General features: G+C 63.4%; 32 protein-coding genes. 17 read left to right on the forward strand and 15 right to left on the reverse strand.

Annotated features, from left to right (window positions below):
- Positions 1–785 precede the first annotated feature (785 nt).
- The 6 genes from AC1DDA_RS02405 (at position 786) to AC1DDA_RS02430 (ending at position 4505) form a co-directional block, all read left to right on the forward strand.
- A complete protein-coding gene (locus AC1DDA_RS02405) occupies positions 786–2030 on the forward strand; it encodes an acyltransferase family protein (RefSeq protein ID WP_476794482.1) in 1245 nt (414 codons plus the stop codon).
- A complete protein-coding gene (locus AC1DDA_RS02410) occupies positions 1958–2140 on the forward strand; it encodes a DUF3606 domain-containing protein (protein WP_476794483.1) in 183 nt (60 codons plus the stop codon). The genes AC1DDA_RS02405 and AC1DDA_RS02410 overlap by 73 nt, the downstream gene beginning before the upstream one ends.
- Positions 2141–2219: 79 nt before the next feature.
- Positions 2220–2465 carry a hypothetical protein gene (locus AC1DDA_RS02415; RefSeq protein ID WP_476794484.1) on the forward strand — a complete coding sequence of 82 codons (246 nt, stop codon included), beginning with the start codon at positions 2220–2222 and terminating at the stop codon, positions 2463–2465.
- 897 nt (positions 2466–3362) lie between these two features.
- Complete coding sequence (locus AC1DDA_RS02420) at positions 3363–3548, forward strand: hypothetical protein (protein ID WP_476780620.1); 186 nt, start codon at positions 3363–3365, stop codon at positions 3546–3548.
- 366 nt (positions 3549–3914) lie between these two features.
- On the forward strand, positions 3915–4091 hold the full coding sequence (locus tag AC1DDA_RS02425; protein ID WP_476794485.1) for a hypothetical protein: 177 nt from the start codon (positions 3915–3917) through the stop codon (positions 4089–4091).
- A 144-nt stretch (positions 4092–4235) separates the two neighbouring features.
- Positions 4236–4505 carry a hypothetical protein gene (locus AC1DDA_RS02430; RefSeq protein ID WP_476794486.1) on the forward strand — a complete coding sequence of 90 codons (270 nt, stop codon included), beginning with the start codon at positions 4236–4238 and terminating at the stop codon, positions 4503–4505.
- 28 nt (positions 4506–4533) lie between these two features.
- On the opposite strand, the gene AC1DDA_RS02435 is transcribed toward AC1DDA_RS02430, so the two are convergent.
- Genes AC1DDA_RS02435 through AC1DDA_RS02445 form a run of 3 tightly spaced genes read right to left on the reverse strand, consistent with a single transcriptional unit; the run spans position 4534 to position 6457 of the window.
- A complete protein-coding gene (locus tag AC1DDA_RS02435) occupies positions 4534–5550 on the reverse strand; it encodes a sensor histidine kinase (protein WP_476794487.1) in 1017 nt (338 codons plus the stop codon).
- Positions 5551–5568: 18 nt separating this feature from the next.
- The gene (locus AC1DDA_RS02440) at positions 5569–6327 is read right to left on the reverse strand and encodes an SOS response-associated peptidase family protein (protein ID WP_476794488.1); all 759 of its coding nucleotides are present in this window, start codon (positions 6325–6327) and stop codon (positions 5569–5571) included.
- Positions 6320–6457, reverse strand: coding sequence for a hypothetical protein (locus AC1DDA_RS02445; RefSeq protein WP_476794489.1), 138 nt, complete (start codon positions 6455–6457; stop codon positions 6320–6322). Before AC1DDA_RS02445 ends, AC1DDA_RS02440 begins: the two co-directional genes overlap by 8 nt.
- Positions 6458–7177: 720 nt before the next feature.
- Here AC1DDA_RS02445 and AC1DDA_RS02450 point away from each other — a divergent pair.
- Positions 7178–7399, forward strand: a complete 222-nt coding sequence (locus AC1DDA_RS02450) for a DUF4167 domain-containing protein (RefSeq protein WP_476794490.1) — start codon at positions 7178–7180, stop codon at positions 7397–7399.
- A 380-nt stretch (positions 7400–7779) separates the two neighbouring features.
- Here the strand turns inward: AC1DDA_RS02450 and AC1DDA_RS02455 are convergent, their stop codons facing one another.
- Both AC1DDA_RS02455 and AC1DDA_RS02460 read right to left on the reverse strand, forming a co-directional pair.
- The gene (locus AC1DDA_RS02455) at positions 7780–8079 is read right to left on the reverse strand and encodes a PRC-barrel domain containing protein (RefSeq protein WP_441512544.1); all 300 of its coding nucleotides are present in this window, start codon (positions 8077–8079) and stop codon (positions 7780–7782) included.
- 235 nt (positions 8080–8314) lie between these two features.
- Positions 8315–8719 carry a PRC-barrel domain-containing protein gene (locus AC1DDA_RS02460; protein WP_476794491.1) on the reverse strand — a complete coding sequence of 135 codons (405 nt, stop codon included), beginning with the start codon at positions 8717–8719 and terminating at the stop codon, positions 8315–8317.
- 389 nt (positions 8720–9108) lie between these two features.
- Between AC1DDA_RS02460 and AC1DDA_RS02465 the strand changes: the two genes are divergently transcribed.
- A complete protein-coding gene (locus tag AC1DDA_RS02465; RefSeq protein WP_476794492.1) occupies positions 9109–9600 on the forward strand; it encodes a hypothetical protein in 492 nt (163 codons plus the stop codon).
- A gap of 176 nt (positions 9601–9776) precedes the next feature.
- On the opposite strand, the gene AC1DDA_RS02470 is transcribed toward AC1DDA_RS02465, so the two are convergent.
- Complete coding sequence (locus AC1DDA_RS02470; RefSeq protein ID WP_476794493.1) at positions 9777–10271, reverse strand: outer membrane protein assembly factor BamE; 495 nt, start codon at positions 10269–10271, stop codon at positions 9777–9779.
- Between the two features lie 180 nt (positions 10272–10451).
- Between AC1DDA_RS02470 and AC1DDA_RS02475 the strand changes: the two genes are divergently transcribed.
- The 6 genes from AC1DDA_RS02475 (at position 10452) to AC1DDA_RS02500 (ending at position 14693) form a co-directional block, all read left to right on the forward strand.
- A complete protein-coding gene (locus tag AC1DDA_RS02475) occupies positions 10452–10952 on the forward strand; it encodes a ubiquinol-cytochrome C chaperone family protein (RefSeq protein WP_476794494.1) in 501 nt (166 codons plus the stop codon).
- A complete protein-coding gene (locus AC1DDA_RS02480) occupies positions 10942–11499 on the forward strand; it encodes a YceD family protein (RefSeq protein ID WP_476794495.1) in 558 nt (185 codons plus the stop codon). The genes AC1DDA_RS02475 and AC1DDA_RS02480 overlap by 11 nt, the downstream gene beginning before the upstream one ends.
- Before the next feature lie 114 nt (positions 11500–11613).
- Positions 11614–12672, forward strand: a complete 1059-nt coding sequence (gene plsX / locus AC1DDA_RS02485; protein WP_441512538.1) for a phosphate acyltransferase PlsX — start codon at positions 11614–11616, stop codon at positions 12670–12672.
- Between the two features lie 12 nt (positions 12673–12684).
- A complete protein-coding gene (locus AC1DDA_RS02490) occupies positions 12685–13662 on the forward strand; it encodes a beta-ketoacyl-ACP synthase III (RefSeq protein ID WP_476794496.1) in 978 nt (325 codons plus the stop codon).
- A 189-nt stretch (positions 13663–13851) separates the two neighbouring features.
- Positions 13852–14166 (forward strand): integration host factor subunit alpha, encoded by a 315-nt coding sequence (locus AC1DDA_RS02495; protein ID WP_055726295.1) that lies wholly within the window; start codon positions 13852–13854, stop codon positions 14164–14166.
- Positions 14167–14168: 2 nt separating this feature from the next.
- Complete coding sequence (locus AC1DDA_RS02500) at positions 14169–14693, forward strand: MerR family transcriptional regulator (protein ID WP_476795115.1); 525 nt, start codon at positions 14169–14171, stop codon at positions 14691–14693.
- A 9-nt stretch (positions 14694–14702) separates the two neighbouring features.
- On the opposite strand, the gene AC1DDA_RS02505 is transcribed toward AC1DDA_RS02500, so the two are convergent.
- Positions 14703–15317, reverse strand: coding sequence for a translation initiation factor 2 (locus AC1DDA_RS02505; protein WP_476794497.1), 615 nt, complete (start codon positions 15315–15317; stop codon positions 14703–14705).
- Between the two features lie 76 nt (positions 15318–15393).
- Here AC1DDA_RS02505 and sugE point away from each other — a divergent pair, with 76 nt between their 5' ends.
- Positions 15394–15711 (forward strand): quaternary ammonium compound efflux SMR transporter SugE, encoded by a 318-nt coding sequence (gene sugE, locus AC1DDA_RS02510; RefSeq protein ID WP_441512534.1) that lies wholly within the window; start codon positions 15394–15396, stop codon positions 15709–15711.
- Positions 15712–15721: 10 nt separating this feature from the next.
- Here sugE and AC1DDA_RS02515 read toward each other — a convergent pair whose 3' ends face one another.
- The 3 genes from AC1DDA_RS02515 to AC1DDA_RS02525 form a co-directional block, all read right to left on the reverse strand.
- Entirely contained in the window at positions 15722–15889 is a 168-nt protein-coding gene (locus AC1DDA_RS02515; protein ID WP_476794498.1) for a hypothetical protein, read from the reverse strand.
- 83 nt (positions 15890–15972) lie between these two features.
- Positions 15973–16926: a LysR family transcriptional regulator gene (locus tag AC1DDA_RS02520; RefSeq protein WP_441512532.1), complete on the reverse strand. Its 954-nt coding sequence runs from the start codon at positions 16924–16926 to the stop codon at positions 15973–15975.
- A gap of 46 nt (positions 16927–16972) precedes the next feature.
- Positions 16973–17398 carry a DoxX family protein gene (locus AC1DDA_RS02525; RefSeq protein ID WP_441512531.1) on the reverse strand — a complete coding sequence of 142 codons (426 nt, stop codon included), beginning with the start codon at positions 17396–17398 and terminating at the stop codon, positions 16973–16975.
- A 194-nt stretch (positions 17399–17592) separates the two neighbouring features.
- On the opposite strand from AC1DDA_RS02525, the gene AC1DDA_RS02530 reads away from it, so the two are divergent.
- Together AC1DDA_RS02530 and AC1DDA_RS02535 are read left to right on the forward strand one after the other, a co-directional pair.
- Complete coding sequence (locus tag AC1DDA_RS02530) at positions 17593–18525, forward strand: ring-cleaving dioxygenase (protein WP_476794499.1); 933 nt, start codon at positions 17593–17595, stop codon at positions 18523–18525.
- Between the two features lie 137 nt (positions 18526–18662).
- Positions 18663–19286 (forward strand): alpha/beta hydrolase, encoded by a 624-nt coding sequence (locus AC1DDA_RS02535; protein WP_476794500.1) that lies wholly within the window; start codon positions 18663–18665, stop codon positions 19284–19286.
- Between the two features lie 296 nt (positions 19287–19582).
- On the opposite strand, the gene AC1DDA_RS02540 is transcribed toward AC1DDA_RS02535, so the two are convergent.
- The 5 genes from AC1DDA_RS02540 to AC1DDA_RS02560 form a co-directional block, all read right to left on the reverse strand.
- Positions 19583–20329 (reverse strand): class I SAM-dependent methyltransferase, encoded by a 747-nt coding sequence (locus AC1DDA_RS02540; RefSeq protein WP_476794501.1) that lies wholly within the window; start codon positions 20327–20329, stop codon positions 19583–19585.
- A 235-nt stretch (positions 20330–20564) separates the two neighbouring features.
- On the reverse strand, positions 20565–21491 hold the full coding sequence (locus AC1DDA_RS02545) for a DMT family transporter (protein ID WP_476794502.1): 927 nt from the start codon (positions 21489–21491) through the stop codon (positions 20565–20567).
- Between the two features lie 197 nt (positions 21492–21688).
- Positions 21689–23845 (reverse strand): sodium-translocating pyrophosphatase, encoded by a 2157-nt coding sequence (locus AC1DDA_RS02550; RefSeq protein WP_476794503.1) that lies wholly within the window; start codon positions 23843–23845, stop codon positions 21689–21691.
- 212 nt (positions 23846–24057) lie between these two features.
- Positions 24058–24858, reverse strand: coding sequence for a (S)-ureidoglycine aminohydrolase (gene allE, locus AC1DDA_RS02555; protein WP_476794504.1), 801 nt, complete (start codon positions 24856–24858; stop codon positions 24058–24060).
- Between the two features lie 31 nt (positions 24859–24889).
- Positions 24890–26092 (reverse strand): MFS transporter, encoded by a 1203-nt coding sequence (locus AC1DDA_RS02560; protein WP_476794505.1) that lies wholly within the window; start codon positions 26090–26092, stop codon positions 24890–24892.
- Positions 26093–26124 lie beyond the last annotated feature (32 nt).

Here is a 26124-nt window from a genome sequence, read left to right on the forward strand (position 1 = left end):
TGCTTTGCTGCCACAGCGGAAGCTGTCGCCTCAGCACTCAGGCTACAGAACTCCAAGCTTCTCGAAGGAATCGGCCTGATTATCGCCTGTCTGATGGCCATGGGCAGCTATGTCCGTTTCCGGAGCGCCGGAAGTTTGAACTGGGCAGTTTAGGTTGACGGCGCCGGAGACGATTTTCCCTTTGGGCGCTGTGGATGACGGTTTCGTCATGCATTGCGGGAGGATATCTCGCCGGCGGGATGCGGCAACCAAGCTTCGACGCGACCCGCGACGAGCGGAAGCTTCGGGACGTGCGCCACGGCCTTCTCGTACGAGCGACCGGCGCATTGCTAATTTCGGTTCTCGCAACGTCTTCCCGGCCAGGATGGGTGGCGAGCATCGGGACGAGAATCTGGCGGCCGAGATGGAGACGGAGGTTTAGCCGACGGTCGGTCGCTGGCTGAGCCCGCAGATGCGACGACGACAAGGCAGAAAGGATTCCGAGAGGCGTTCGATTTCGGGCATCGAGCAAGGGCTGGAGGCCCGTGAACCCCGACCTTCGTAACTCCCGCACCAACTGATCGATTCCATAGGGAACCAATTCTCGCCCTGTTCGTTTGCCACTCGTTTGTAGCAGGGACGTTGATGGTCGCGCAGCAGTGCTGCCTAGGTTTCGCCTACTTTCTCGTCTCAGCCAGGAACGTCTCGCGAAGGAAAGGAAGATTGTTTCGAGTCAAAATCTGACCTATGTTATTGATATGACAATCAAAAGTCAATAATATCGATCTTTCCTTCGGGGGTTACCTTTGACCGTTCGGCCCAAAATGTTTGTGGCTATAGAAGGACTTCGAGGCATCCTTGCCTGGTCGGTCGTGTTTTCTCACCTCGCCTACATCTCGGCGTTCAACGCCAATGGCGTGAGCTCGCTTCTTCGAGCCGTCGGTCTTCCGTCCGTGCTGGTCTTCATTATCATAAGTGGGTTTGTCATAACCCATGTCATTCTGGAGAAGCAGGAGGGCTATGCCCCCTATATTGTTCGAAGATTTGCTCGAATCTTTCCGCTGTTTGTGGTGACATGCTTTTTCGGTTTCTTCACGAGCGAGTTGCTTGCGTCGGCCCTCAGCGCGCCGGGTTTTGGCGATCCAGAATTCGCAAGAGTAGTGAACGAGGTCGCATCGAGCGATCGAGCTCATCTTCCGGTGCATGTATTCTCTCATCTTTTCATGATGCATGGCGCCATTTCAAATAACATCCTGAGCTATTCCGAATACGCCTTCAACATGCCGGCTTGGAGCATATCGCTTGAATGGCAATTTTATCTGGTCGCGCCATTGATCCTATTCGTGCTGCGTGACAAGCGGCAATGGATTATTCCGATGGCGATTACTGTTGCGGCTTCAGAAGTGGCGGTACGAAAACTTGGCCTCTCAACCGTCCAGCCCGGTGCCTTGCCCCTTGCGGCTTCCTATTTTGCAATCGGTATCCTAAGTCGCCTGATCTATTCAGAGAAGCTCTGCAATCCGCAAGGACTGTTATTCGCTACCGCGCTGGCCATCGTGTTGTTGCCGTTTGAGGCATTGCGTCCCGTCTTGGTTTGGATGGTCGTATTTTTTGGCCTCTCCAATACGGCAGTTCACCACAAGACAGCGTTGGATGAACTCTATGCGGTTACTCTCAAGAGCCCGGCTGCGCTATATTTTGGACGGCGATCATATTCAATTTACCTTTGTCACTATCCGGTCATCTCGGGCGTCGCGTGGGTGCTCTTCAGGTTGTCTGTGCCATCGAACATGCTCGTTCTGACGATCGTCAGCATCCCCCTCATCATTGTGACCGCCGATCTGGCGTATCGGTGGATCGAGAAGCCGGGCATTGCAGCGGGGAGGATACTCGCCGCAGCAATCCAGAGAAGGCAATCAATAGGGCCGGCAGAGGCAGACGGGCTGGCAGGACGAACTGCGCAGCAGGGGGGGCCGAGATGGCAGAGAACGATTATCCCCGCGGCCCGCAGGATCACTCAGTTATCAACCTCTCCAGGGACTACGAAGTAAGGTATTGGGCCGACAAGTTTGGCGTGTCGCAGGCTGCACTTGAAGACGCGGTGCGGAAGGTCGGTTCTTCGGCTCCGGCCGTGGAGGAGGAGCTTTGGAACGCCCGCTAGACAATGTCTGGTTGAGCGTTTTCGCGCCGGGAACATCCTCCGCGGATTGAGGTTGTTGGGCAAAGCGGAGGAGGCAGCCGTGGCAAAGCAACCTGAATCTCTCGCCACTTTCTCGGCGACAGCGAAGAACGCCGGAAAGAAGCCCAAGGACGTTGTGATGACGGCGACTCCCGAAACAATGCCCATCCCAACTGACCCAACGAAAAAGGCCGATGCTGCCACGAAGGTGTTGCGCGAGGGCGTGCTTCACCGGGACCAGGGCGCCGACAAGGCTATCGATGCATTACCCGATCGGACGCGCACCACGGGGAAGGCGCAACGCTAGCGAGTAACGCCCGGCTCAGGTCCCATTGCCTATCATCCCTACGCGATCATTCTAGAAGCCGGTGACGAGGCGGCAGGCTGTCTGAAGCAGGTAGCGGTCGAGCTGTACAGCTCGACCGCTACCTTCAAGGCCAACGGTGGTGCCTCAGTCCGGCCGATCCCAGCTATTTCGACTGGGAATGGGTATATCCCGCCCCGTACAGCAGCAGGTTGAAGTAGCGGCTCTGACCCCAGAAATCGCGATGAGCCTGACGAACTGCCGGGAGTCTATGTGCACGCCGTTCTTGGAAAGCGCGATGGCAGCACCGTTTCCAGTCAGCTCGACAAGGGCGTTGTCCCGCACGCTCGACCTCTATCCTCGCGCAAACGCCTGCGCATCTGTGGGAGCGTCGCGACGCCGTGACTGATCAAATGCTGATCAGCTTGGATGGTTGACTCGCGCGCTAGTTAATCCTCGACGGTGCGCCCTTCACGTACCGCCATGCTAGCGCGGCGATCTGATGTCTACTCCCCCGCGCCTGTTGCCGGCTTGGACGGAGCCTTTTCGTCGTGCTCCCCAGGGGATGCTAACTTCGTTCGGTTCGGATCAATCGACACTTTGTCGAGGGAACTCTTGTCCGGTGTTCCCTGAATTGATCTTACCTTTTGCTCCTCTTCGAGGGAGAGCTTGTTCCCTTCTCCATCTCGCATGAGTGCCTCCGTATGTGCTGCTAGCCGTGCAACGAGCGGCTCGCTCGATGGTTCCGGATCTCCTCGCTCGCTCCTCGCGCGATCAACGATGCAAGCGTAACCGGCGCTCCCGCCAGATCTTGGTTTGCGAACACGTCGCCGAGAGGGGGAACGAGGTCGAGCTGCGCGCGTTCAGCCTCCGCAGCCTACCCAGGAGTTGGAGGGAAAGATGGCGAACGATAACAACCCCGCGGTCGAAAGTCTCCGGCAGGAGCAGAAGGCCCAACGGAAGGACGAGCGGGAACTGACCTCGGACCAAAAGCTCGAACGGGCGCTTAAGGATACCTTTCCAGCGAGCGATCCCGTGGCGGAGCAGGTTCCAACTACGCCCGGCAGCGCGGAGGATCAGAAATGATCAGGGCAGCTTTTTCCGGCTTGGCGGGGGCCTGGATCGCGCGAAACGTCGAACAGGGAGAGATTCCCGAGAAGTTAGCGGTCCCTCTATCTCTCTTGGCGACCCGGCTTCCGACGCCCGTCATCCTCGCTGGCGCCATTGGCTATGCATTCTATCGGGCAAATTTGGAAGTACGGGCGCGGTTGGCGAAGGATATTTCGCCGAAACGGCGCGCACGACCGACAGCCCAAAGTCCAAAGTCTCCTTCTCGCCGACCGTGGCGCCAGGCCCGGAAAGCCGAAACAAGCGGTGGTGGCAATGTTTAAGCTGTTCCGTGAAATGTCGATGCTAACATTCGAAGCTTAGCAGGCCATCTGGCTCAGGAGCATGAAGATCGCTACTGGCGGCGCGGCGGGAAAGCACGAAGCCAGCTTGATGGTAAAGGAGAAGGTTTCAGCCGCTCAGGCCGCGGTTATGAATGCGGCGACCGGGATGGCGCCGGTCGACATTATCCGCGGATATCGGCGCAAGGTGCGCGCGAACATTCGGCGTTTGTCCAGATAGATGATGTCGATGCGACGAAAATGGTCGAGCGACGTTTGCGGTCGCTGCATCCCGAGCGGGTAGAATACCTCTCAGGAAACGCCAGCTAGGCTAGGGAACCTGGGGCCGAAGGGAAGCGTTTGCTCCGGATAACTGGAGCATCTCATGAAACGCCGACTGATTTTGCTGGCTGCCGTGCTTACCGTTGCCGGCGGCGCCATTGCCCAAACGATTCACCCGCCGACCAAGGAAGGCGCCGGAGCGAAGCCTGATTCCGCGGAATCTCAGCGCGGTCGTATCCCCGAGCCGGCAGGAGCAAATCGCCCCGAGGCGCAGGGGGGCGCCAATTCCCAGCAGAACCGGGACTATGGGAAAGAGACGCAGCCGGAAGGTCAGAAATTGCACGAAGGCCAGCCGGCGAATGCGAAGCCTTAGCGGGCGAGCCCCCTTGAGCAGATCGCGCCTATTTCTCCAAGCGAGCGATGGGGATCTCAAGTGTGACCACCAATCCTGACGATCGCCAATCAAACGTCATCTCCGCGCCCAATTGAGATTTCGCCGCCCGGTCGACCAACAAGCTGCCGAAGCCCCGCCGTCCCGGCATTTCGCCAATCGGGGGACCGCCGACTTCGCGCCACGTTAAACGCACGGTTCCGGCGGCGGTAGCAGCGTCAATCTGAACTGTTCCGTGGGGGGTCGAAAGCGCTCCATATTTGACGGCATTGGTGGCAAGCTCATGAATCACGAGCGCAACCGCCGTTGTCGAGGAGCGGCCAACCGCGACATTGTCACCCTGAGTACTTATTCGCTGATCCAGCTCGGCGTTGTACGGCTCGATCAGCCTGGCGATAAGGTCGCAGAGATGGTCCGCGGGGCGATCGGCGTTGCGATCCAAGACGATGCTGTGAGCTCGATAGAGAGCTCCAATTCGTGCAACGATGTCAGCAGCAAATTTCCGGGCGCTAGGCTCCGCCCGAGCTGACATTGTGATCAGACTGCCGATCACAGTGAAAACGTTCGAGATGCGGTGCTGCAATTCGCGAGCAATCAGTTCTCGCTGCTCTTCAGCCTGACGTCGGGCGGTGATGTCGATATGAGCCCCCACCAGCTTTAGGGGCCGTCCGAGTTCATCCCGTTGGATTTCTGCCTTGGCAAGTATCCAACGCACTTCCCCATCTGAGGGACGGATGATCCGATATTCCGCCTCGTAGTCGGTCGCGGGGCTTCGGACACTCTGTTGAAAATGGTCGACGACCCGATCCCGGTCGTCGGGATGAATACGCGCAACCCACTCTTCGTGGGTTTCGTTCGCGGCCTCCGCTGGCAAACCATGAACTGCGAGATATTCAGGGGATCGCGTGTTGCGAAACGCGCCCTCCCACAAATCAACTTCGAGGCCACCGATCTGGCCGATACGCTGAACGCGCGCGAGCTCGGCTTCTCGGGATCGTAGCTGCCTTAAGGCTTCGTTCAACGGCAAGCAGCGCCCCCAGTGCTTTCAGAGCAAGAATACTTGCTTCGGTAACTCTGGTTCCGGGCTTTCGCCATCTTTTTTGACACCTCGGGCCACGATAGCCAGCGATCGGTCAGGGAGCGGACGCTGAAGCGAAAACGCTCGCTCCCATGGCGCGGTCATCCAGGTCTCGCATTCCTCCGGCGTCGTCAGGATGACGGGCATTGCCGTGGGATGGATCGCCCTCAGCTCGGCATTCGGATCGGTGGTGAGGAAGGCATAGAGGTCGGCTGTAACCTCCCCCTCCTTGACCTTGCGCACACTCCGCCAATTCGGCGTCCACACCCCGGCGAAGAATGCGGTTGGGCGCTCCTCTCCGAAGGCGAACCAGATGTCGCCGCCGGCATCCTTGTTGAACTCCGAGAAGGAAGTGAATGGCACCAGGCAGCGATTCTCAACTCCCAGGAACTTCTGCCAGTGCGAGTATTTCGTATCGCGGATATTCGTGTTGCCCGCGCTCGGCTCCATGCGGATCAACTCGGTCATATCGACGGCTTTGCCCTTCGCGGCGAATTTGTCCGCCCGCTGCTTTGCCGCCTTCTCGATGACGAAGAACGGGGACGGCATGCCCCAGCGCGCCATGGCAAGCTCAGGGACGCCACCTCCCGCCGGATTGCGGATCACCGGAGCAGTGTAGTCGGGGACGATGCCCGGCTGCGGCACCACCTGCGCCGCTACGTCGAACTTCGCGAACAGCTTGCGCATCGCCGCGACGTTGCGGGTGTGGCTGTAGAGATTACACATCGTCACCGCAAATCCTGCGGCGGCGCTCGATCGCCGCCGGCTTGGCCCGCAGCATGTCCGCCTTGCCGCCCTCGATCAAGCTGAGCCCCATCATTGGCGCAGGCCAGTGGGGGGCGGTGACGCCCGCCATGGCGCGATCTCGGAGAAAAAGCAGAGACGCTGCACTGCCAGACATCCGCCGAGCCCTGGAGCCCTACCTCGAGTTCATGGGGCCAGGAGGCTGCGTTGAGCATGTCAGGGAGCGGGTCGCCGCAGACCAGACTGGCACAATGGGTGGGGCTAATGCGAGCGGCCTGCAATTACCCGAGGTGGCCATGCAGATCACCACGCAGGCGAAGTATGATGTCGCGGTCAGCCGCATCCAGGAGCTGAGTGGCGCGTCGGACGACACATCTGAGGAGCGCCCCACTGCGACGCATCAAATGACATAGACAACCGGTGAGAATGGGCAGTTACTCACTCTGCAGTTGTCTCCATGCCGACGTTTGGGAATGACCGCAGCGGGGCGTTTTGGCTCCGCCAGGCGGAGACAAATCATGCATTCCGGGAATGGTACGCTCATCCTGAGTAGCGGGCACCAGCTCCGTGTCGTCTACAATTTCGGCACCGGCCACGATGACGCTCGCGCTGGCTACTTGCTCTGCAACACGTCTGGCGTCGATCCGGTCGCGCTCCATGATCGGATGCATATGTTGTGCGACGACGGCACTAAGGTGGTCATGATGGTGACCCGAACAAGCGACCGATACCTGCTGATCACGGGGCGGGTCGCACCTCCGGCAGCCGCTTGAACAAGAAGAATGCCTGAGCCAGCAGATTGGCACCAGCCGTCTGGATCATGGAGGGCAAGATGAATCTCACATATCAAAGGCCGCGAAGTCGAAATGGACGCAATCAATCGGACGCGCAGAGCGCGTGCGACCTTCAAGCGCGTTACGAACGCACCATTGCCTTGGCACGAGGGGCGGAAGCGCTAGGTGACACGATTAATGCTGAACGCCTCTATCAGCAGGCCGATCACTATCGCCGGTTGTTGAACCAAAAGCCGCATAACATTGGCGCGGTGCAATAAAGCGCTGGGCGGCCTGGCGGTAGGAAAAGACGCCGAGCCACACACGCCATGGGAGGGGGAAGACGGCAGCTCGGCGCCACGCCGCATCGAAGGCGCTCGGAGAGCTTGAACCCAAATCGTAAACGCCAGCCGAAAATCGACCGCGGATCCATTCAAGAGCCAAAGCGCAAAAATGGCCGCGCGCCATCGAGCCGAATGGCGGTCAGCGCGTGACGCGACGCGCCTCCCGCACGACCGTTGGCGCAAGCGCTCCCGCGGCTCCCCGACGACCGCGCCAACTGGCCCGCCCGCTGGGGCGCCAGTGCCGGCTGCGGCTCCGCCGACGCGCTGCTTGGTCGTGCTGCAGGCGGTCGCGACGATCGCTGCAGTTCGCTGCTGCGCTAGCGATCAATATGCTCCGGCATCGCCTTGAGCTGCTCCTTGGTCCAGTTGGTGACGGCATGGACGTTGCCGTCTTCGTCGCGCATGAATTCAAGGTCGCTTATCGAGATCGCGACGGGCTTCGCGCCTATGCCCAGAAAGCCTCCGACATCAACGACGACCTGCGCCGTCGGTCCGGCCCCGTGGACATGCGAAACTGAGCCGATCTTTTCATCGCCAGGGCCGTAGATCGTCGCATCATCGAGGATGTCGGCAGTCAACTCGCTATCGGTTAGACGCGGATGCCTGGAATGGTCCATTGTCATCTCCTCTCGCTCAGAAACGGATTGAACGAGCTGACGGCCTGGTCGTTCCCAAAATGCCTGAGCCGCATGGCTAAGCGACAGAACGGGGGCAATGAGCGCTGTCGAGAGGCAGCGCTTTGCGACAATCGAAGTCGGGGAGGTTCGCCCGCGAAGGTGCCCACCTACATCCCGCGCAAAAAGCCCGGCCTCCTCCCAGAGACCGGGCGGACCGCTGTCGAAAGGTCTCGACTTATCTCTTCCAGCGGCCCTCATACTTGAATTCCGGAGCAGCCTTCAGAGCGTCCTTCGTAGTGTCCATGGTCGCGGACCATTTCTTGTCGTTCTCCGAATAAACCACCTTCACCGCGCCCGGGGTCACCACGACATAGCGCTCACCAATCCCAAGAAATCCGCCGACTGAGACGATGATTCCCGAGAGATGGCCGCCGCTGGAAACGACGAGGTCCTTGATCTCCCCAACATTTTCCTTGGCGTTGTTCTGCACGTTCAGGCCGATCAGGTTGCTGCTCAAAACATCCGTCGGCTGCGCTTTGATGTAGACTTCGCGCGTGGCAGTCGTCGCAGTCTGAGCTTGAGCCGCGGGCACTCCAGCAAACGCAGTGGCGAGAGCGATGGCGACGAGCGAATTACGCATCGAGAAATCTCCAACGTGTTTTTCCATTGTGCGTCAACAACGTTCGCTCCTCGTGCTTGTTCCTTTCAACGCGCCCAGAAACGAGAACAAGCCGGTCATATTTCTGAGGCCGAGCAGTCAGGAACAAGCGTCGGCGTCGGCGCTCGTCAGGGAGGCCTGAAGCCAAAGCCCAGCGCTTCAAATGCTGTGGGATGAATTGCGCGATAGGCCGTCGTCCGCAGAGTGACAACCAAAAGACCGTAGCAAACGGCGACGTGCCGACACGCCCTCCGCTATCCCCAGGCAGTTAAGACTCTTGGCGCTTTGCCGTTGCGTCAGTTTCGGTTCCTTCCGTATTTCGACGAGGTGCTGCAAGCCATCTCCATGGCTTGGCAAAAGAGACTCTCTCGATGTCCATCACTCGCATCGCCGCCGGCGCCCTCATGCTCGGGCTCCTCGCGTTTCCAGCGTTCGCCAAGAACTTCGCCGTCCCGGCCAAGAACCCGTCGATCACCATCACTCTTCCCAACGATTGGTCGACCGAGGAAATCGAGTACGGCTTCCAGGCACGGCCGAAGGATGAGGGGGTCTTCCTCTCCGTGGAATCCGCAGAAGCACGTCAGATCGACAAGATGATCGGCGATACCCAAAAATGGATGCGCGACAACAAGATCAAAGCTGTCGAGCCGATCAAGGCCGACATGAAACTCAACGGCGTCGACTCGACGGTTTTCCAGTTCCGCACGAGTGACGAGAACGGACCCACGACGGTCGATCTGATCCTGATGCCAGCGGGCAATAATCGCGTGATGATGCTGACCGTCTGGGGCAACGACGAGGAGCGCGGAACCAACGGCAAGGCGTTGGACGCGATTTTCGGCAGTATCAAGTCGATCAACTAAACGGCTTACCTGGGGCTGAGCGGCTAAAGCAGCGATGGCTGCGCCAGCCGCTCAGGCTCCAGATCATGACCGTCCTTTGTTCGCGCCGGGTGCGCCGATTTGCAACCGCCCCGCACGGCAACCCACCCCGCGACCAAGGCCGCGGGGTTTTTCGTGTCTGGARGCGAAGACCGAACTCAGCTGCCGAGCGGGTTGAACTTGGTGACGCCGCGGAAGAGGTTGCGCAGGAAGCTCTGCTCCTCGCCGCCGGTCGCGGTGGTGCGACCGATGAAGTCGAAGATCACGCCATCCTGCAGGCCGTAGCGGGCGATGCGCTCCACCTTGAAGCCCTTGTTGAAGTAGATCACCAGCACCTGCTGGTCGATGATCTGCGGATCTTGGAACTGGAAGCGACGCCGCACCGTTTGGCTGATGTAGTAGAAGGTGYGATTGCCGACGGTAGAGGTCGTCGAGGGCGTGCCGAGGATCTGCAACACGGACTGGACGTCCATGCCCGGCTTGATCTGCGCGACCAGCCCGTCATCCATCACGAAGCCGCGGGTGAAGGTATCGTTCAAACCGGTCGAGGTGGGCAGCACGAAGCCGCCGGCGTCGGGCCCGCAGCCGGCAAGCAAAAGGGAAGAGGTCGCGAGGGCTCCGAGCAGAGCCGCGCGGCGGGTGATGTGGGTCATGCGGGCACGATCCAAGGCAGCACGGCTCAGGAAAACCCCAAGCCGCTTGTCAAAAGGGTGAGGGTTGGCGTAACGCCCGAGGATGGCTTTGGCAAGGCAAGGACGCCCGCATGAATGGCGGGCGGAGGCAAACAGGTGATTTTCGGGTTGTTTGGCAAGCGCGCCCAGCGGCGTGCCCCTGTGGATGTGTTGTTTGGGCGCGTCGCGGAAGCGTCTCGCCAGCCGGGCCTCTATCTGGCCGGCGGCGTTCCCGACAGCTTCGAGGGCCGTTTCGAATCGCTCACCCTGCATGTCCTGCTGGTGCTGCGGCGTCTGCGCGAACTGCCGTCCCCAGCCTCCGAGCTGGCGCAGGAGTTCGTCGATGCCTGCTTCTCCTATCTCGAACTGGGCTTCCGCAATGGCGGTGTCAGCGATATCGCCGTGCCCAAGCGCATGAAGAAGATCGGCCAGATGTTCTATGGCCGCGTCCAGGCTTATGAGGCCGCCCTGGCTCAGCCTGGAGTCGACGCCCTCGCCGACGCGTTGCGCCGCAATGCCTGCACGCCGGAGGGCGCCCCGCACCTCGCTGCCTATGTCCGCGAGGCGCAGGCAGCCCTCGCGAGTTGCGAGCTCACCGCGCTTCTCGAGCGCGATCCCCTGTTCCCGGCCTTTCCCCATGAGGAGGCTCGCCATGACGCCTGAACACGCGCCGGCTTCTCTGCTGCGCCATCCCATCCGCGTCGAGGCCATCCGCCTGCGCGGCACCGAAATCACGGTCCGCGCCGAACCTGAGCAGTTCGCCGCGATCGCTCGGCTGCTTGGCCTTGCCTCGCTCGAATCCCTGGAAGCGCGTTACCTGCTCTCGCGCAATGGCGACCGGGTGAAGCTCGAAGGCCGGATTGCAGCGCAACTGCATCGGACCTGCGTCGTCACGCTCGATCCTTTCCCGGTCCAGCTCGACGTGCCGGTAAAGCTCGACTTCGCGCCCGAGCAGGAGGCAGAGGTCGCTGGGCGCCGCGCGGAACGGGACGATGCCGAGATCGACATCGAGGTGCTGCTCAACGAGGATGACCCGCCGGAGCCGATCCTCGACGGCGTCATCGATCTCGGCGGCGTCACGCTCGAATTCCTGGCGCTGGCGCTCGATCCCTATCCGCGCAAGCCGGGTGTGGATTTCGAAGCCCCGGCCGGCGAGGCCGGTGCGGAATCGCCTTTTGCTGCCCTCGCGAAGCTGAAACGCGGTGACTGAAACTTTCATCGGCCCTTGCGCGTCTTGCGGCATCCGTCCAAGTCGCTATTGTCCGGCCGGCCGTGAGCCGTCCCGGATCGAAGGTCGGCCATTTCCGGGATACGCCAGAATTCCATGACAAGACCGGTTACAATCGCGCTCGATGCGATGGGCGGGGACCACGGTCCCTCCGTCGTCATTCCAGGCGCTGCCCTCATGCTGGAGCGCCGCCCGGACGCCCGCTTCGTGATCTTCGGCGACGAGAAGCAGGTGCTGCCGCTGCTCGAGCAGCATCCGAAGCTCAAGGCGGTGACGACGTTCCATCACACCGATGTCTCGGTGAAGATGGACGACAAGCCGAGCCAGGCGCTGCGCTACGGCCGCTACAAATCCTCGATGTGGCGGGCGATCGACGCGACCAAGACCGGCGAGGCCGATGTCACCGTCTCCGCCGGCAACACCGGCGCCCTGATGGCGATGTCGAAGTTCTGCCTGAAGTCGATGCCGCAGGTGGATCGACCGGCGATCGCGGCGCTGTGGCCGACGCTGCGCGGGGAGAGCATCGTGCTCGATGTCGGCGCCACCATCGGCGCCGATGCACGCCATCTCGTCGATCTCGCGGTGATGGGCGCGGCGATGGCCCGCGTCGTCTTCGATCTCGACCGGCCGACCGTCGGCTTGCTCAATGTCGGCGTCGAGGAGATCAAGGGTGTCGAGGCGGTCAAGGAGGCCGGCCGCATCCTGCGCGAGAGCAACCTGCCGCACCTCACCTATCACGGCTTCGTCGAGGGCGACGATCTCGGCAAGGGCACTGTCGACGTCGTGGTCACGGAAGGCTTCACCGGCAATATCGCGCTGAAGACCGCCGAGGGCACTGCCCGGCAGATCGCCTCATACCTGCGCGCGGCAATGAACCGCTCGCTCATGGCCAAGATCGGGTATATCTTTGCGCGCGGCGCCTTTGCAGCCTTGCGCGAAAAGCTCGATCCGCGCAAATCGAACGGCGGCGTCTTTCTGGGGCTCGAAGGCATCGTCATCAAGAGCCATGGCGGGACTGACGCCATCGGCTTCGCAAGCGCCGCCGAACTCGGCTATGAGATGGCGCGAGAAGATCTGATGGCGAAGGTCCGCGAGATGGTCGCCGCAAGCACGCGCCCCGAGCTGCCCGCCGCGCAGCCGGCCGACGCCGAATAGGGAACGGTTTCCTTGTCCATTCTGCGCTCACAAGTCGTCGGTTGCGGCTCCTATCTGCCCGCCCGCATCGTCACCAATGCCGAACTCGCAAAACAGGTCGACACGAGCGACGAATGGATCGTCCAGCGGACCGGCATCCGCCAGCGCCATATCGCCGCCGATGACGAGCCGACTTCGATCGTTGGTCTCAAGGCAGCGCAGGCGGCAATCGCTGACGCCGGCATCGATCCATCCGAGATCGACCTGATCATCGTTGCGACGGCCACGCCGGACCACACCTTTCCGGCGACCGCCACCCAGATCCAAGCGGCGCTCGGCATCCATGGCGGCGCCGCCTTCGACGTGCAGGCCGTCTGCTCGGGCTTCGTTTTCGCGCTGGCGACCGCCGACAAGTTCCTGATGACGGGCGGAGCCAGGGCCGCGCTCGTGATCGGCGCCGAGACCTTCTCGCGCATTCTCGATTGGGAAGACCGCGCCACCTGCGTGCTGTTCGGCGACGGAGCCGGTGCGGTCGTGCTCAAGGCGGTGCCGGGAGAAGGCACCCTCGCCGACCGCGGCATCCTGACGACCCATATCCGCTCGGATGGACGCTACAAGGACAAGCTCTATGTCGATGGCGGCGCGGGCTCGACCAAGACGGTCGGCTTCCTGCGGATGGAGGGCAAGGAGGTCTTCCGCCACGCCGTGACCAATCTCGCCGAAACCGTGCGCCACACCTTCCAACAGACTGGCCTCACCGGCGCGGATATCGACTGGTTCGTGCCGCACCAGGCCAACCGGCGCATCATCGACGCCACGGCCGACAAGCTCGGCATCAGCCATGACCGGGTCGTCGTCACCGTCGACCGCCATGGCAACACCTCCGCGGCCTCTATCCCGCTGGCGCTGGCGGAGGCGCATGCCGATGGCCGCATCAAGCCGGGCCAGCTCGTCCTGATCGAGGCGATGGGAGGTGGCTTCACCTGGGGCTCGGCCCTGATCCGCTGGTGACGCTGCGGCAGCAAATTCGCGAAAATTGTCACTTTTCATCGCCAATCCGGGTTGATTCAGGCCAAATCCGGCTCCGCGAGGCCGCTTAAGGATTGACCCGCGCGACGCGGACGCCTAGCGTCCGCCATCCGTAATGGCGAAAGGCCGGCGGTTGCCGCCGATGCCTGCAATACGCCTTGGAGGATATGAATGGCGGGGCAAACGGTCACTCGCGCGGATTTGTGCGAGGCTGTCTACCAAAAGATCGGCCTGTCGCGGACGGAATCGTCGAAACTCGTCGAAGCCGTGCTCGACGAGATCTGCGACGCGGTCGCGCGCGGCGAGAACGTGAAACTCTCGTCGTTCGGTTCGTTCGTCGTGCGAGACAAAGGCGAGCGAATCGGGCGTAATCCGAAAACGGGTGTTGAAGTCCCGATCGAGCCGCGTCGGGTGATGGTATTCAAGCCCTCGAATGTGATGAAGGCCCGCATCAACGGGCAGAGTGGCGAGGGTGAGACTGAGTGAATCTGGAGTTCCACGCCGGCGAAACCGAGGCCGAATTGGACACCAAGAGCCCAGATGCCTTCCGAACCATCAGCGAGGTCGCCGAAGACCTCGACATTCCCCAACATGTGCTCCGATTCTGGGAAACCCGCTTCAGCCAGATCAAGCCGCTGAAGCGCGGTGGCGGACGCCGCTACTATCGGCCTGACGACGTCGCCCTGCTCAAGGGCATAAGGCGCCTGCTCTATGGCGAAGGCTATACGATCAAGGGCCTTCAGCGCATCCTGAAGGAACAGGGGCCACGCCACGTCCAGGCGATCGGCCGCGGCGCGCCGGTTGGCGCCGCCAGCGGAGCACTTGCTGCGGCTGCAGCCGAGTCCCCGTCCGCCATGCAGGCCGACGAGGCGGCCGGCTGGGTGCCGCCGCGTACGCAGATCGTGCCGGAAGGGCTCGACGACATCACCGTGCTGACAGCGGTGATGGATGAGCTCGGCGAATGCCGGCGCATCCTGGAACGCGCCCTGGAGCCGGCAACCGACGCTTCCTGAGCCCGTCAGTCAGCTTTGCGGCGTTCCGTCATCGGCACCCGGCGTTTCGATGCGCTCGCGGCGGGCGACCGGCTTGTGTTTCCGATGCCGGCCAGCTGCGGCCTTCTTGTGCGGCACCAGGCTCGCCAACACCGGGTTTGGATAATGCTCCAAGGTGGAGCCGGTTGCGGCATCGACGCCCATGCCGACGAGGCCGCCGACGAGAACATTCCCGGCGAAGCCCGCGGCACCTGCCTCTGCGATGCGCGTCGAAACCGGAACCTGCACGTCTTCATAGCCATTCTTCGTAAAATTGACGACGAATTCCGATTTGCGGCTCACCTCCCAGGTACAGGGCGTGGCCGTGCAAGCGTGCCCGAGGGACGACCGCGCCTCAGCTCCCGCCGGCTCGCTTGTGATCGTCACCTGGCTCGTCGTTCCCCGTGTAACCGTCGCGCAACCACCCAGCGCGGCCGCCGCAGCGACCGCTACAAGAACATTGATTTTCAGCATGTTAGCCCCCTTCAACCCCACATGACAGCTAGGTGGGGCACGAGGAGACGTGCAAGTCTTGCGTGCAAGCCAGCTGTGCACAACTTGCACACATGCCAGATTCTCCCGGTTGACGTCATCGGCCTGCAACATAGCTCAAGACCGAAAATCGGTTCGCTCCCTCCCATCGGGCGCGGACGGTAGCGCCACATCGCTTGGGAGTGTCGGAATGCCTTGGCTCTATCTCTTTGTCGCGGGTCTGTTCGAGGTCGGCTGGGCGATTGGCCTGAAATACACGCAAGGCTTCACCCGGCTCGTGCCGACGCTGTTCACCGCGATCAGCATGGTCGTCAGCCTCGGACTTCTCGGCCTGGCGCTGAAGTCTCTGCCGGTCGGCACCGCCTATGCGGTGTGGACGGGCATCGGCACGATCGGAACGGCAATCCTCGGCATCATCCTGCTCGGCGAGCCTGCGACCGTCCTGCGGCTCCTCTGCATCGGCCTGATCGTCGCCGGCATCGCCGGGCTTAAGCTGGTCTCGCCCTGAGGGCGCCGGCTCAGCGGCGCCAAGCCTCGGGCCAGTAGCCGCCGCGATCCAGCGCGACGATCAGGATGACGATCGCGAGCGTAACCACGATCGTCATCAGTTTCGCATTCCACGGCACGCCCCGGCCGATCAACCAGATCAGGCTCAGGCCGATGATGAGAGGGACCAGGATCTCCATGACGGGATCGTAGCCCGCGCATTGGTCGCACGGCAATCCGCCCGCCGCTTCGAAGCGCCGCCCTGCCCCTCCGATCAGGCGCCTTACTCTGCAGGCAGTTCCTTCGGCGGCGGGTTGCGCCCGATCGGGAGTGCGCCCTCGATCAGCGGCCGCAGCTTCGCGACCTCGGCGGCAAGAAAATCGAGGAACAGCCGAACCCTGGGCGTGTGCCGCAGATCCGGATGGGTCAGCAGCCACAGATCGGCCGACAGTTCGGGATCGGGCGGCGCCAGCCGGGTCAGGCCCGGGCGGGTGTCGCCGATAAAGCAGGGCAGGAAGCCCACCCCGATGCCGGCTTCGACCGCCTCCGCGAGCCCCAGCACCGTGTTGAGCTTGTAGACCACGCGTTCGGGCGCGACATGGCGGGCAAGGTAGCGGACGGCGCTCAGCATGGTGAACTGCTCGCCGAGCGAAATCCAGCTGCGCTCCCACAGGCTTTCCACGCCCGGCAGCTCGGTATCGGAAAAATCGGCGGCACGGCCATAGAGCGCCCAGGCGATGCGGGCAGGCTTGCGGCCGACCAGCGTTTCCGGCGGATTGTCGGTGGCGCGGATCGCGACATCGGCGTCGCGCTTGGACAGATTGGCCGCCTGATTGCCGATCAGCATGTCCAGCCGGATATCCGGGCATTGCCGGAGAAACTGCGCGAAGAGCGGGGTCAGCAGGTCGACCAACAGGGAATCGTTGGTGGCAACGCGCAACTCGCCGGCGGGCTTGATCTCCTGCCCGGCGAGCTTGCGGGCGAAGGCGGTGATGTCGTCGTCGACGCGCCCCGCGAGTTGGACCATCTCCTCGCCGGTCGGCGTCGCGACATAGCCGCTGCGGTGGCGCTCGAACAGCCTGACGCCAAGGGCCTCCTCGATCTGGCCGAGTCGGCGGAAGACGGTGGAGTGATTGACGCCGAGCGCCGCGGCGGCTGCCGGCAGCGCTCGCTTCTCGGCGATAGCCTTGATCAGGCGAAAATCGTCCCAGGCCAAGGGTGTCGCGGATTGATTCATCCGCGCACTCTTGGCCAAGGTTTCGATCCCAGCAAGTGCCGTCGGCTCAGGCAATGGCGGGCTTCGCCTGCCAATCGCTGCGACCGGACTTCAGCGCCAGCGCGCCGTCGCCGATGAGGGCATGGGCGAAGGCGGTGAGCGCCAGGAAAGCGGGGTATTCCCAACCGCCATTCGGAGCGTTGAAGACCCAGCCGTTCGGGGCGTGGACCGAGAGGGCGCCAAGCAGGATCGGGATGAGCGCCAGCGAGACATAGCGGCCGTAGAAGCCGAGGAGGATGGCGATGCCGCCGAGCAGCTCCGCGAGCATGATCGGCCAGGCGAGAGCGCCCGGCAGGCCGACCTGGCCGAGGAAACCGGTGAAGCCGGCAGGGGTGAAGATCACGAGCTTCAGATAGGCGTGGGCGATGAACATCAGGCCGAGCGCGACGCGCAGGCTGAGGGCGCCGTAAGGAGCAAGACGAGAGTCGATCATGGTGGTGTCTCCTGAGAACGGGACCGGTTGGTCTCGGGTCAGGATTTTGGATAAGCGCATGCGCAAATCAAATTGTAATTCGATCGATACAATATTGCACCGATGCAATGAAATGCCTCTGGCGCTTTTGCGGTTCCGGGCCAATCTTTCGGCCAACAGGGCAGCCGCCCCGCGTTATCCGGAGGACATTCACCATGCAGACCAACGGTCTTCACCACGTCACCGCCATTTCCGGCCCCGCCCGCCGCAATCTCGACTTCTACACCCGCGTGCTCGGCCTGCGCCTCGTCAAGAAGACGGTGAATTTCGATGATCCCGGCACCTATCACCTCTACTTCGGTGATGCCGATGCGGCGCCGGGCTCGATCCTGACCTTCTTTCCGTGGGAGCATGCCGCTCCGGGCCGGCTCGGCGTCGGCGAGACCCAGGAGACCGTCTTCCGGGTTCCCGAAGGCTCGATCGGCTTCTGGGCCCACCGCTTCGTCGAGCTGGGCGTGCCGCATGAGGCGCCCGCCAAGCGCTTCGGCGAAAGTGTGCTCCGCTTCCGCGATCCGGACGGGATGAGGCTCGCCCTCGTCGGCCTGCCCGGCGTCGAAAAGGAGCCGGCCTGGTCCGAGGGCAACATCGCGCCGGAGAATGCCATCCGCGGCTTCCACAGCGTCAGCCTGCTGCTAGCCGATGCGGCCCCGACGGGTGCAATCCTGAGCGACGTCTTCGGCTTCACCGAAGCGGCTCGCGAGGGCACGCTGATCCGCTACGAGGCCAAGGGGACCGCGATCGGCGGCGTGATCGACCTGCGCGTTGCCGGCGGGTTCCTGCCGGCCCGCCAGGGCGCAGGCTCGGTGCACCACATCGCCTTCCGGGCCGGCGACGACGCCGTGCAGGAGGAGATGGTGCGTCGCCTCGGCGAGAACCACGGCATCCGCACTACGGAACAGCGCGACCGGAACTACTTCCGCTCGGTCTACTTCCGTGAGCCCGGCCATGTGCTGTTCGAAATCGCGACCGACATCCCCGGCTTCGCGGTCGACGAGCCGGCTGCCGAGCTCGGCCGGTCGCTGAAGCTGCCTGCCGGCCTCGAGGCCCATCGCAAGCAGATCGAAGCGGTTCTGCCCGAGCTTGCCTGACGACATCCTGCCGCCCGGCCGCAATCGGCGGGCGGCAGGCGATCATGCGGGGCGGATGACCCGGCCCGCAATCCCACCGCCCTGCCCGCCCTTGTCGGGGGCAGGACGGCTCCGCTTCACCAAAGGGAGAGATGACCATGAGCGATACGAAGACCGATACGGACTTCATCCATGTCTTCGAGCAGGGCAGCGATCCCGCCCGCAAGCCGCTGCTGCTGCTGCACGGCACCGGCGGCGACGAACGCGATCTCCTCTCGCTCGGCCGCACGGTCGCGCCGGGCGCGAGCCTGCTTTCGCCACGCGGCAAGGTGTTGGAAGGAGCGGCCCCGCGCTTCTTTCGCCGACTCGCGGAAGGTGTCTTCGACGAGGTCGATCTGCGTCGGCGCACGGACGAGCTGGCGGATTTCGTGCTGCAGGCGCGGGAGCGTTACGGCCTTCCCGCCCCGATCGCGCTTGGCTTCTCGAACGGCGCCAATATCGCGGCGGCGATGTTGCTGCAGCGTCCGGAAGCCCTGGCCGGCGCGGCACTGCTACGCGCGATGATGCCCTTCGCGGATGCACCACGCGGCAGCCTCAACGGCAAGCCCGTGCTGATCCTCTCCGGAGCGCTCGATCCGATCGTGCCGGCGGCCAATGCCGATGGCCTGGCCTGCCAGCTCGGGGACAGCGGCGCGCAGGTGGAGCATCGCGTGCTGCCGGCCGGGCATGGCCTCGGACAGGCCGATCTCGGCTTGCTGCGCGACTGGCTGGCGCGGGTCTGAGAAGGCGGCGGGTTTTCCCGCCGCCGCTTCGGCTGGTATCGTCAGCCCGTGAGCGGAACGATGATCGCCAAGGCCACGGCAACGACGACGAGCGCGCGCAGCAACATGGCGCGGTGGCTCGAAAGTGGAATATCCGACGTACGCGATAGAGCGTGCATGACCGACTCCCATCAACGCGACAACGGCCGATGGTGACCTAGCGTTAGGTCAGTTGGCAAGCAGTATCGCCCCGTTAAGCGTGGACAACCGCGCTTTCAGGCCGGTTTTATCGTCAAAAGGCCTATTATGCGGCTGCTTCAACCCCTGTCCTTGCGTACCACGGCATAGGCGTAGGTCGTGACGAAGTTCCAGCCTGTCCGAGCCGCCAGCGCATTGAAGGCATGGTCGAGCTGCTTCAGGCCAGGCATTCGATCGAAATAGCCATGCCCCCAGAAGCGCTGGATATGGACATCGGTGAAGCCCGCCCGGTTCAGCATGGGGGTGAGCAGTGCCGGATTGCCGCGGCACCAATCATAGAGCGCCGGAAATTTCGGGTCGCCTCCGCCGTCGCGCCGTGCCGGAAAGAGCGCGTGAACAATGGCCCGTGAGGCCGTCTCCGGCAGGATGTGGTTCAGAGCGAAGACCGGCGCCCACAATGTCGGGAAGAAGGCGAGCGCGACACCGCCTGGCGCCAGCAGCGCGTGGATGTTGCGCCAGGCCTGCTCGACGCCGTCGATATGCTCGAAGACCATGCGCGAGACCATCATGTCGTAGCTTCCGCGCGCGACATCCGGCTCCGAAAGATCGCCGGAGATATCGAAGCAGGCCGTCTTCAGGCCCGGCGGTGTCAAGGCGAGCTCGCCGGCGTCGATATCATTGACGATGAATTCGATGCCGGCAGCTCCCGCCTGCTCCCTCGTGAACAGCGGATCGCGCCCGCCGCCGATCTCGCAGATGCGGCGAAGGCCGAACTGGCGCGCCAAGGCGAGGATCGTCGGCTCGTAATTGTCCCATGCCCATTGCGAGTGCCAGTCCGGCGCGATGCGGTCAAAGTACTCGGCCATCGAGCCCGTTGCGGGACCGGACGCTTGCGAGGCCGGCTGCAAGCGAGCCGGTGCCGTGCTTGCCAGGGACATGCTTGCCTTCGCCTCCGTGTGCCCACGCTTCGGCATGTAAAATGGCCCTGCCCTCAGACGCCTGCAATCGTAGCCTTAATCCAAGGTTAACCGAAGGGTGCGGTCACCTGCGGCAAGGCCTCTCCGCATGAGGTATCCCCCCAACGAACGGCACAAGCTGGGCTCAGCGCGACGTGCCTGGGCGCCGTTCGGGCAATGTCATCGCCACCACTCCGAGCACGACGAGGCCGAGGCCGATCCAGGCCGTCGAGCTCAGCCTCTCCCCCAGGAAGACGATGCCGATAGCCACGCCGATCGGCACGCGCAGATAGGACACGGCCGTCGTCCCGACCGAGCCGAGCGAGCGGATCAGGCGGAAATAGATCGCGAAGGCGAGCGCCGTCGAGAAGACCGAGAGCGCCAGCAGCGCCAGGATCGATTCCTGCGATGGCGCCAGCGTCCAGGGCCGATCCACGACCAGCGCCGCCGGGATGAGCAGGGCCGTGCCGGCCAGCATGGAGCCCGCGGCCGGCAGCACCGGGTCCATGCCGGCGAAATTGCGCCCGAAGAGGGCCGCGCAGGCATAGGCGACGGTCGCCGCGACGATGGCAAGTTGCGGCAGGAGGGCGTGGCCGAGGCCGGAGAAGGCGTCGACGCCGACGATCAAGCTGACGCCGGCAATGCCGGCGACGACCCCGATTCCCTTGTGCCAATCCGGGCGCTGGCCCGGCTTCAACACCAGCGAGATCAGGAAGACGAAGACCGGCGTGGTGCCATTTAGGATGGAGGCTAGGCCGGCATCGACGCTGCGCTCGGCCCAGGCGATCAGGGTGAATGGCACGACGCTGTTGAGCAGGGCCTGCGTCAGAAAGCGCTGCCAGGAAGCCGCATCCCGCGGCATCCGCAAGCCACGCCAGCGAATGACGGCAAGCAGGATCAGGCCTGCTATCAAGGTGCGCGCGGCGATCAGGGTCAGAGGCGGAATCGTCTCCACGCCGATCTTGATGAAAGTGTAGGAACCGCCCCAGAGCGTGGCGAGCACGAGCAGCAGGGCAAGTTCGGTGCTGCGGTTCGGCACGGCGGCCGGGCTATCGAGCGCTTGCGTGGACATGATCTCTCCTCGGGTTGGCGAGACCATGCCAGCAACTCTGCGCGACAGCATGCGGCAACACTACGGTTTCGGCCGTAGCTTCAGAGCGTGATTCAACGGCCTATGGGATCGATTCAATAGCACCCGATAAGCCTTTGCTAGAAAAGAAGAACCCGCGGCTTTCGCCGCGGGTTCGGTCGTTGCGACGACGCCTTCGGTCAGGAATGCGCCAGGATCGCCAGCAGCAGCAGGGCGATGATGTTGGTGATCTTGATCGCCGGGTTCACGGCGGGGCCCGCGGTGTCCTTGTAGGGGTCGCCGACGGTGTCGCCGGTGACCGAGGCCTTATGCGCCTCCGAGCCCTTCATATGGCGCACGCCGTCCTTGTCGACGAAGCCGTCCTCGAAGCTCTTCTTGGCGTTGTCCCAGGCGCCGCCGCCCGAGGTCATCGAGATCGCGACGAAGATGCCGGTGACAATGACGCCCAGCAGCATGGCACCAACGGCAGCGAAGGCCTGGTTCTTGCCGGCGATGGCGTTGATGACGAAGAAGGTCACGACCGGCGCCAGGACCGGCAGCAGCGAGGGGATGATCATCTCCCTGATCGCGGCCCGGGTCAGCATGTCGACGGCGCGGCCGTAATCCGGCCGGTCCTTACCCTCCATGATGCCGGGCTTCTCGCGGAACTGCCTGCGCACCTCCTCCACCACCGATCCGGCGGCACGTCCGACGGCAGTCATGCCCATGCCGCCGAAGAGGAAGGGGATGAGGCCGCCGAGGAGCAGCCCGACGACGACGAAGGGGTTCGACAGCGAGAAATCGACCGTGACGCCCTTGAAGTACTGGAAGGTGGTCGAGCCCGCCTTGTTGGCCTCGGCCACGAAGAAATTCAGGTCCGAGGTATAGGCGGCGAACAGCACGAGGGCGCCGAGGCCGGCGGAGCCGATCGCGTAGCCTTTGGTGACGGCCTTGGTGGTGTTGCCGACCGCATCGAGCGCGTCGGTGGAGTGACGGACTTCCTTGGGCAGGCCCGCCATCTCGGCAATGCCGCCGGCATTGTCGGTGACCGGGCCGAAGGCATCGAGCGCCACGACCACGCCGGCCAGCGCGAGCATGGCGGTGGTGGCGATGGCGATGCCGAACAGGCCGGCCAGGCTGTAGGCGACGATGATGCCGGCGACGATGACGATGACCGGCGCAGCGGTCGATTCCAGCGAGACCGCGAGGCCCTGGATGACGTTGGTGCCATGGCCGGTGACCGAGGCCTGGGCGATTGAGACGACCGGGCGCTTGCCGGTGCCGGTATAGTATTCGGTGATGATGACGATGCAGAGCGTAACAGTGAGGCCGACCAGCGCGCAGCCGAAGAGATTGCCCGAAGTGAAGCTGACGCCCTGCACGGTGGTGAAGGAGGCCGAGAAGCCGCCGAACATCAGATAGTTGACCACCGCGATCGCACCGACGGAGAGCACGCCCGCGGCGATGAAGCCCTTGTAGAGCGCGCCCATGATCGACTGGTTGGCACCGAGCTTCACGAAGAAGGTGCCGATGATCGAGGTGACGATGCAGGCCGCACCGATCGCCATCGGATAGAGCATCATTGTGCCCAACACCGGCTGGCCGGCGAAGAAGATCGCGGCGAGCACCATGGTCGCGACCAGCGTCACCGCATAGGTCTCGAACAGGTCGGCGGCCATGCCGGCGCAGTCGCCGACATTATCGCCGACATTGTCCGCGATGGTCGCAGGGTTGCGCGGGTCATCTTCGGGGATACCGGCCTCGACCTTGCCGACGAGGTCGGCGCCGACGTCAGCGCCCTTGGTGAAGATGCCGCCGCCGAGACGGGCGAAGATCGAGATCAACGAGGCGCCGAAGCCGAGCGCCACCAGCGAATCGATCACCGTGCGGCTGGAGGGCTCGAAACCGAGATAGGATGTCAGGACGCCGTAATAGACGGCAACGCCGAGCAGCGCGAGGCCAGCCACCAGCATGCCGGTGACCGCGCCGGCCTTGAAGGCGACGTCGAGGCCCTCGCCCAGCGACTTCATCGCGGCCTGGGCCGTGCGGACGTTAGCGCGCACCGAAACGTTCATGCCGATGAAGCCAGCCGTGCCCGAAAGCACCGAACCGATCAGGAAGCCGATCGCCACCCATTTGCCGAGCAGCCAGGCGAGAACGAGAAAAAGGACGATTCCGACCATGGAAATCGTGAGATATTGCCGCTTGAGATAGGCTTGCGCGCCCTCGGCCACCGCGCCGGAAATCTCCTGCATGCGCTGGTTGCCGGCATCGCGCTTCATCACGTCGCCATAGGCCCAGATGCCGTAGGCTATCGACAGCGCACTCAATATGATGATGAGAAGCAGAGCTGACATTCGTTTTCCTGACCTTGAGCTTCCGAGCCGTCGGGAGCGCTGCCGCTCCTCTTTTGCAGCGTTGGACGTCAGGCAACGAAAAACGGGCCCTGAAGACTACAAGGCCCGCTCCGCGTCGCCAGTGTCAGGCGAATTTGTGGCAAGTTTCGGCGAAGAGCGCAAACGGCCACGCTTACAAATTTCGTCGAATGTCAGGCGAGCCTTGCCGCAGCTCAGAGCGCGACGTCGCGGTTGACGTTCTTGTAGAGCAGATAGCAGGCGTCGTCTTGGCCGGTCGGATAGAATTGCTGGGGGCAATAACCGCCCATCCAGATGAAATCCTGCGCCCAGATCTCGTGCCATTCTTCGCCGAGCAAGTAGAGCCCCTGCCCTTCCAGCATGTAGAGGCCGTGCTCCATCACATGCGTCTCGACTGCCGGGAAGCAGACTCCCGGCTTGAACCACATCAGGTTCATCTCGAAGTCGAATCGCATGTCGCCATAGGGCAGCAGGAACTGGAAGCCGCGCCCTTCCTTGCCGGTGTGATTCGTCATCGGCACGGCGTCCTGATGCGACAGGATCGGCTCGGGCACGGCGAGGCCGGGGGCCGGCTCGTAGCGCTTGCGGAGCGCAAGAACGCGCGCCGGTCCGCCGCTCTCGTTGCGCAGCGTGAAGAGCGTCGCCGGCGGGAGATAGGCGAAGCCGCCCGGTGCCAGCCCCCGTGCCGCCGCGCCGTCGATGGACAAGGCGACCTCGCCGGACAGGACGTAGAAGAAGTGCTGGACGCCATCCTCGCCGAAAGAAGCCGGCGTGCCGCCGCCCGGCGCGATTTCGAGAACATATTGGGCGAAGGCTGCGCCAAGGACCGGGGCGGCGAGCACGCGGACGATGGTGTCCTTATATTGCGGCAGCCGGCTGATCAGCACGCCTTCCGGCGGCATGAACGCATAGTTGGGGCGTACGACGCCGCGATTATGGCCAATCGCTCCCGGCGGCACGCGGCCGGTCGCGGGGGGAAACGCGCGGTTGCTCATCGGAAACTCCCGGAAGAAAGCGCCTCGCCCCTCAGGCGACGGCCGGACGCTGGAGACGCGCCCAGGCCACCATCGCCAGCGCGATGGCAACAGGCGGGAAGACGAGCCAGTTCACGCTGTCCCAGCCGCCATGGCTGAGCAGCCCGCCAGCCGAGAAGGAGGCAATCGCGACCGAGCCGAAGACGAGGAAGTCGTTGGCCGCCTGCACCTTCACCCGCTCCTCCGGCCGGTAGCAATCCGTCACCAGGGCAGTCGCGCCGATGAAGCCGAAATTCCAGCCGAGGCCGAGCAGGATCAGGGCCAGCCAGAAATGACCGACACTGAGACCGGTGAGGCCGACGACGGCAGCGAGCGCCGTCAGCACGAGACCGACGGATGTGATCGTGCCCTTGCCGAAGCGGGCGATCAGCCGGCCTGTGAAGAAGCTCGGCCCGAACATCGAGAGCACATGCCATTGGATGCCGAGTGCGGCATCGCCGACCGAATGACCGCAGGCAACCATCGCCATCGGCGCAGCCGTCATCACGAAGCTCATCAACCCATAGGCAACCAGCGAGGCGGTGACGGAGGCGATGAACTTCGGCTGACGCATGATTTCGCCGAGCGGGCGCCCGCCACCGGAACGGACCGCCGCAACCGGCGGTGCACGGAGGCGGGAGACGATCAGGATGGCGATCAGCGCCAAGACGCCCTGCGCGAGGAAGCTCGCCGCGAACGGGGCCGAAGGCGTGAGATCGCGCGTCCAATAAACCGATTGCGGCCCGATGATGCCGGCGGCAAGACCGCCGAACATCACCCAGGAAATGGCGCGGGGCCGAAATTCCTCGCTCGCCGTATCGGCGGCGGCGAAGCGATAGCTCTGGACGAAGGAGCCGTAGAGCCCGCAGACAAATGTGCCGAGGCAGAACAGCCAGAACAGGCGCAGCGTCGCACCGCCGGCAGCAAGGCTCGCTCCCGTTGCGCCGACGAGCGCACCGATCAGATAGCCGCTGCGCCGCCCGATGCTTCGCATCACCATCGCAGCCGGGATCACTCCGACGGCGATGCCGAGCTGAAGCAGGCTGACCGGCACCGTCGCGAAGGCCTGGTCGGCGACGAGCTGCGCGCCGACGATGCCCCCGAGCGAAACGATGATCGCGGGATTGGCACCGCCGAGCGCCTGTGCGCCGGCCAGCACCAGCGCATTGCGCTTCGCGAGCCTGTCGCCATCGAGGACCGGAACATGCTGGTTCATCACAACGCCGCCTCGCGGTCGCAGTGACGCGC

The sequence above is a fragment of the Allobosea sp. 10N428 genome, from assembly GCF_056394545.1.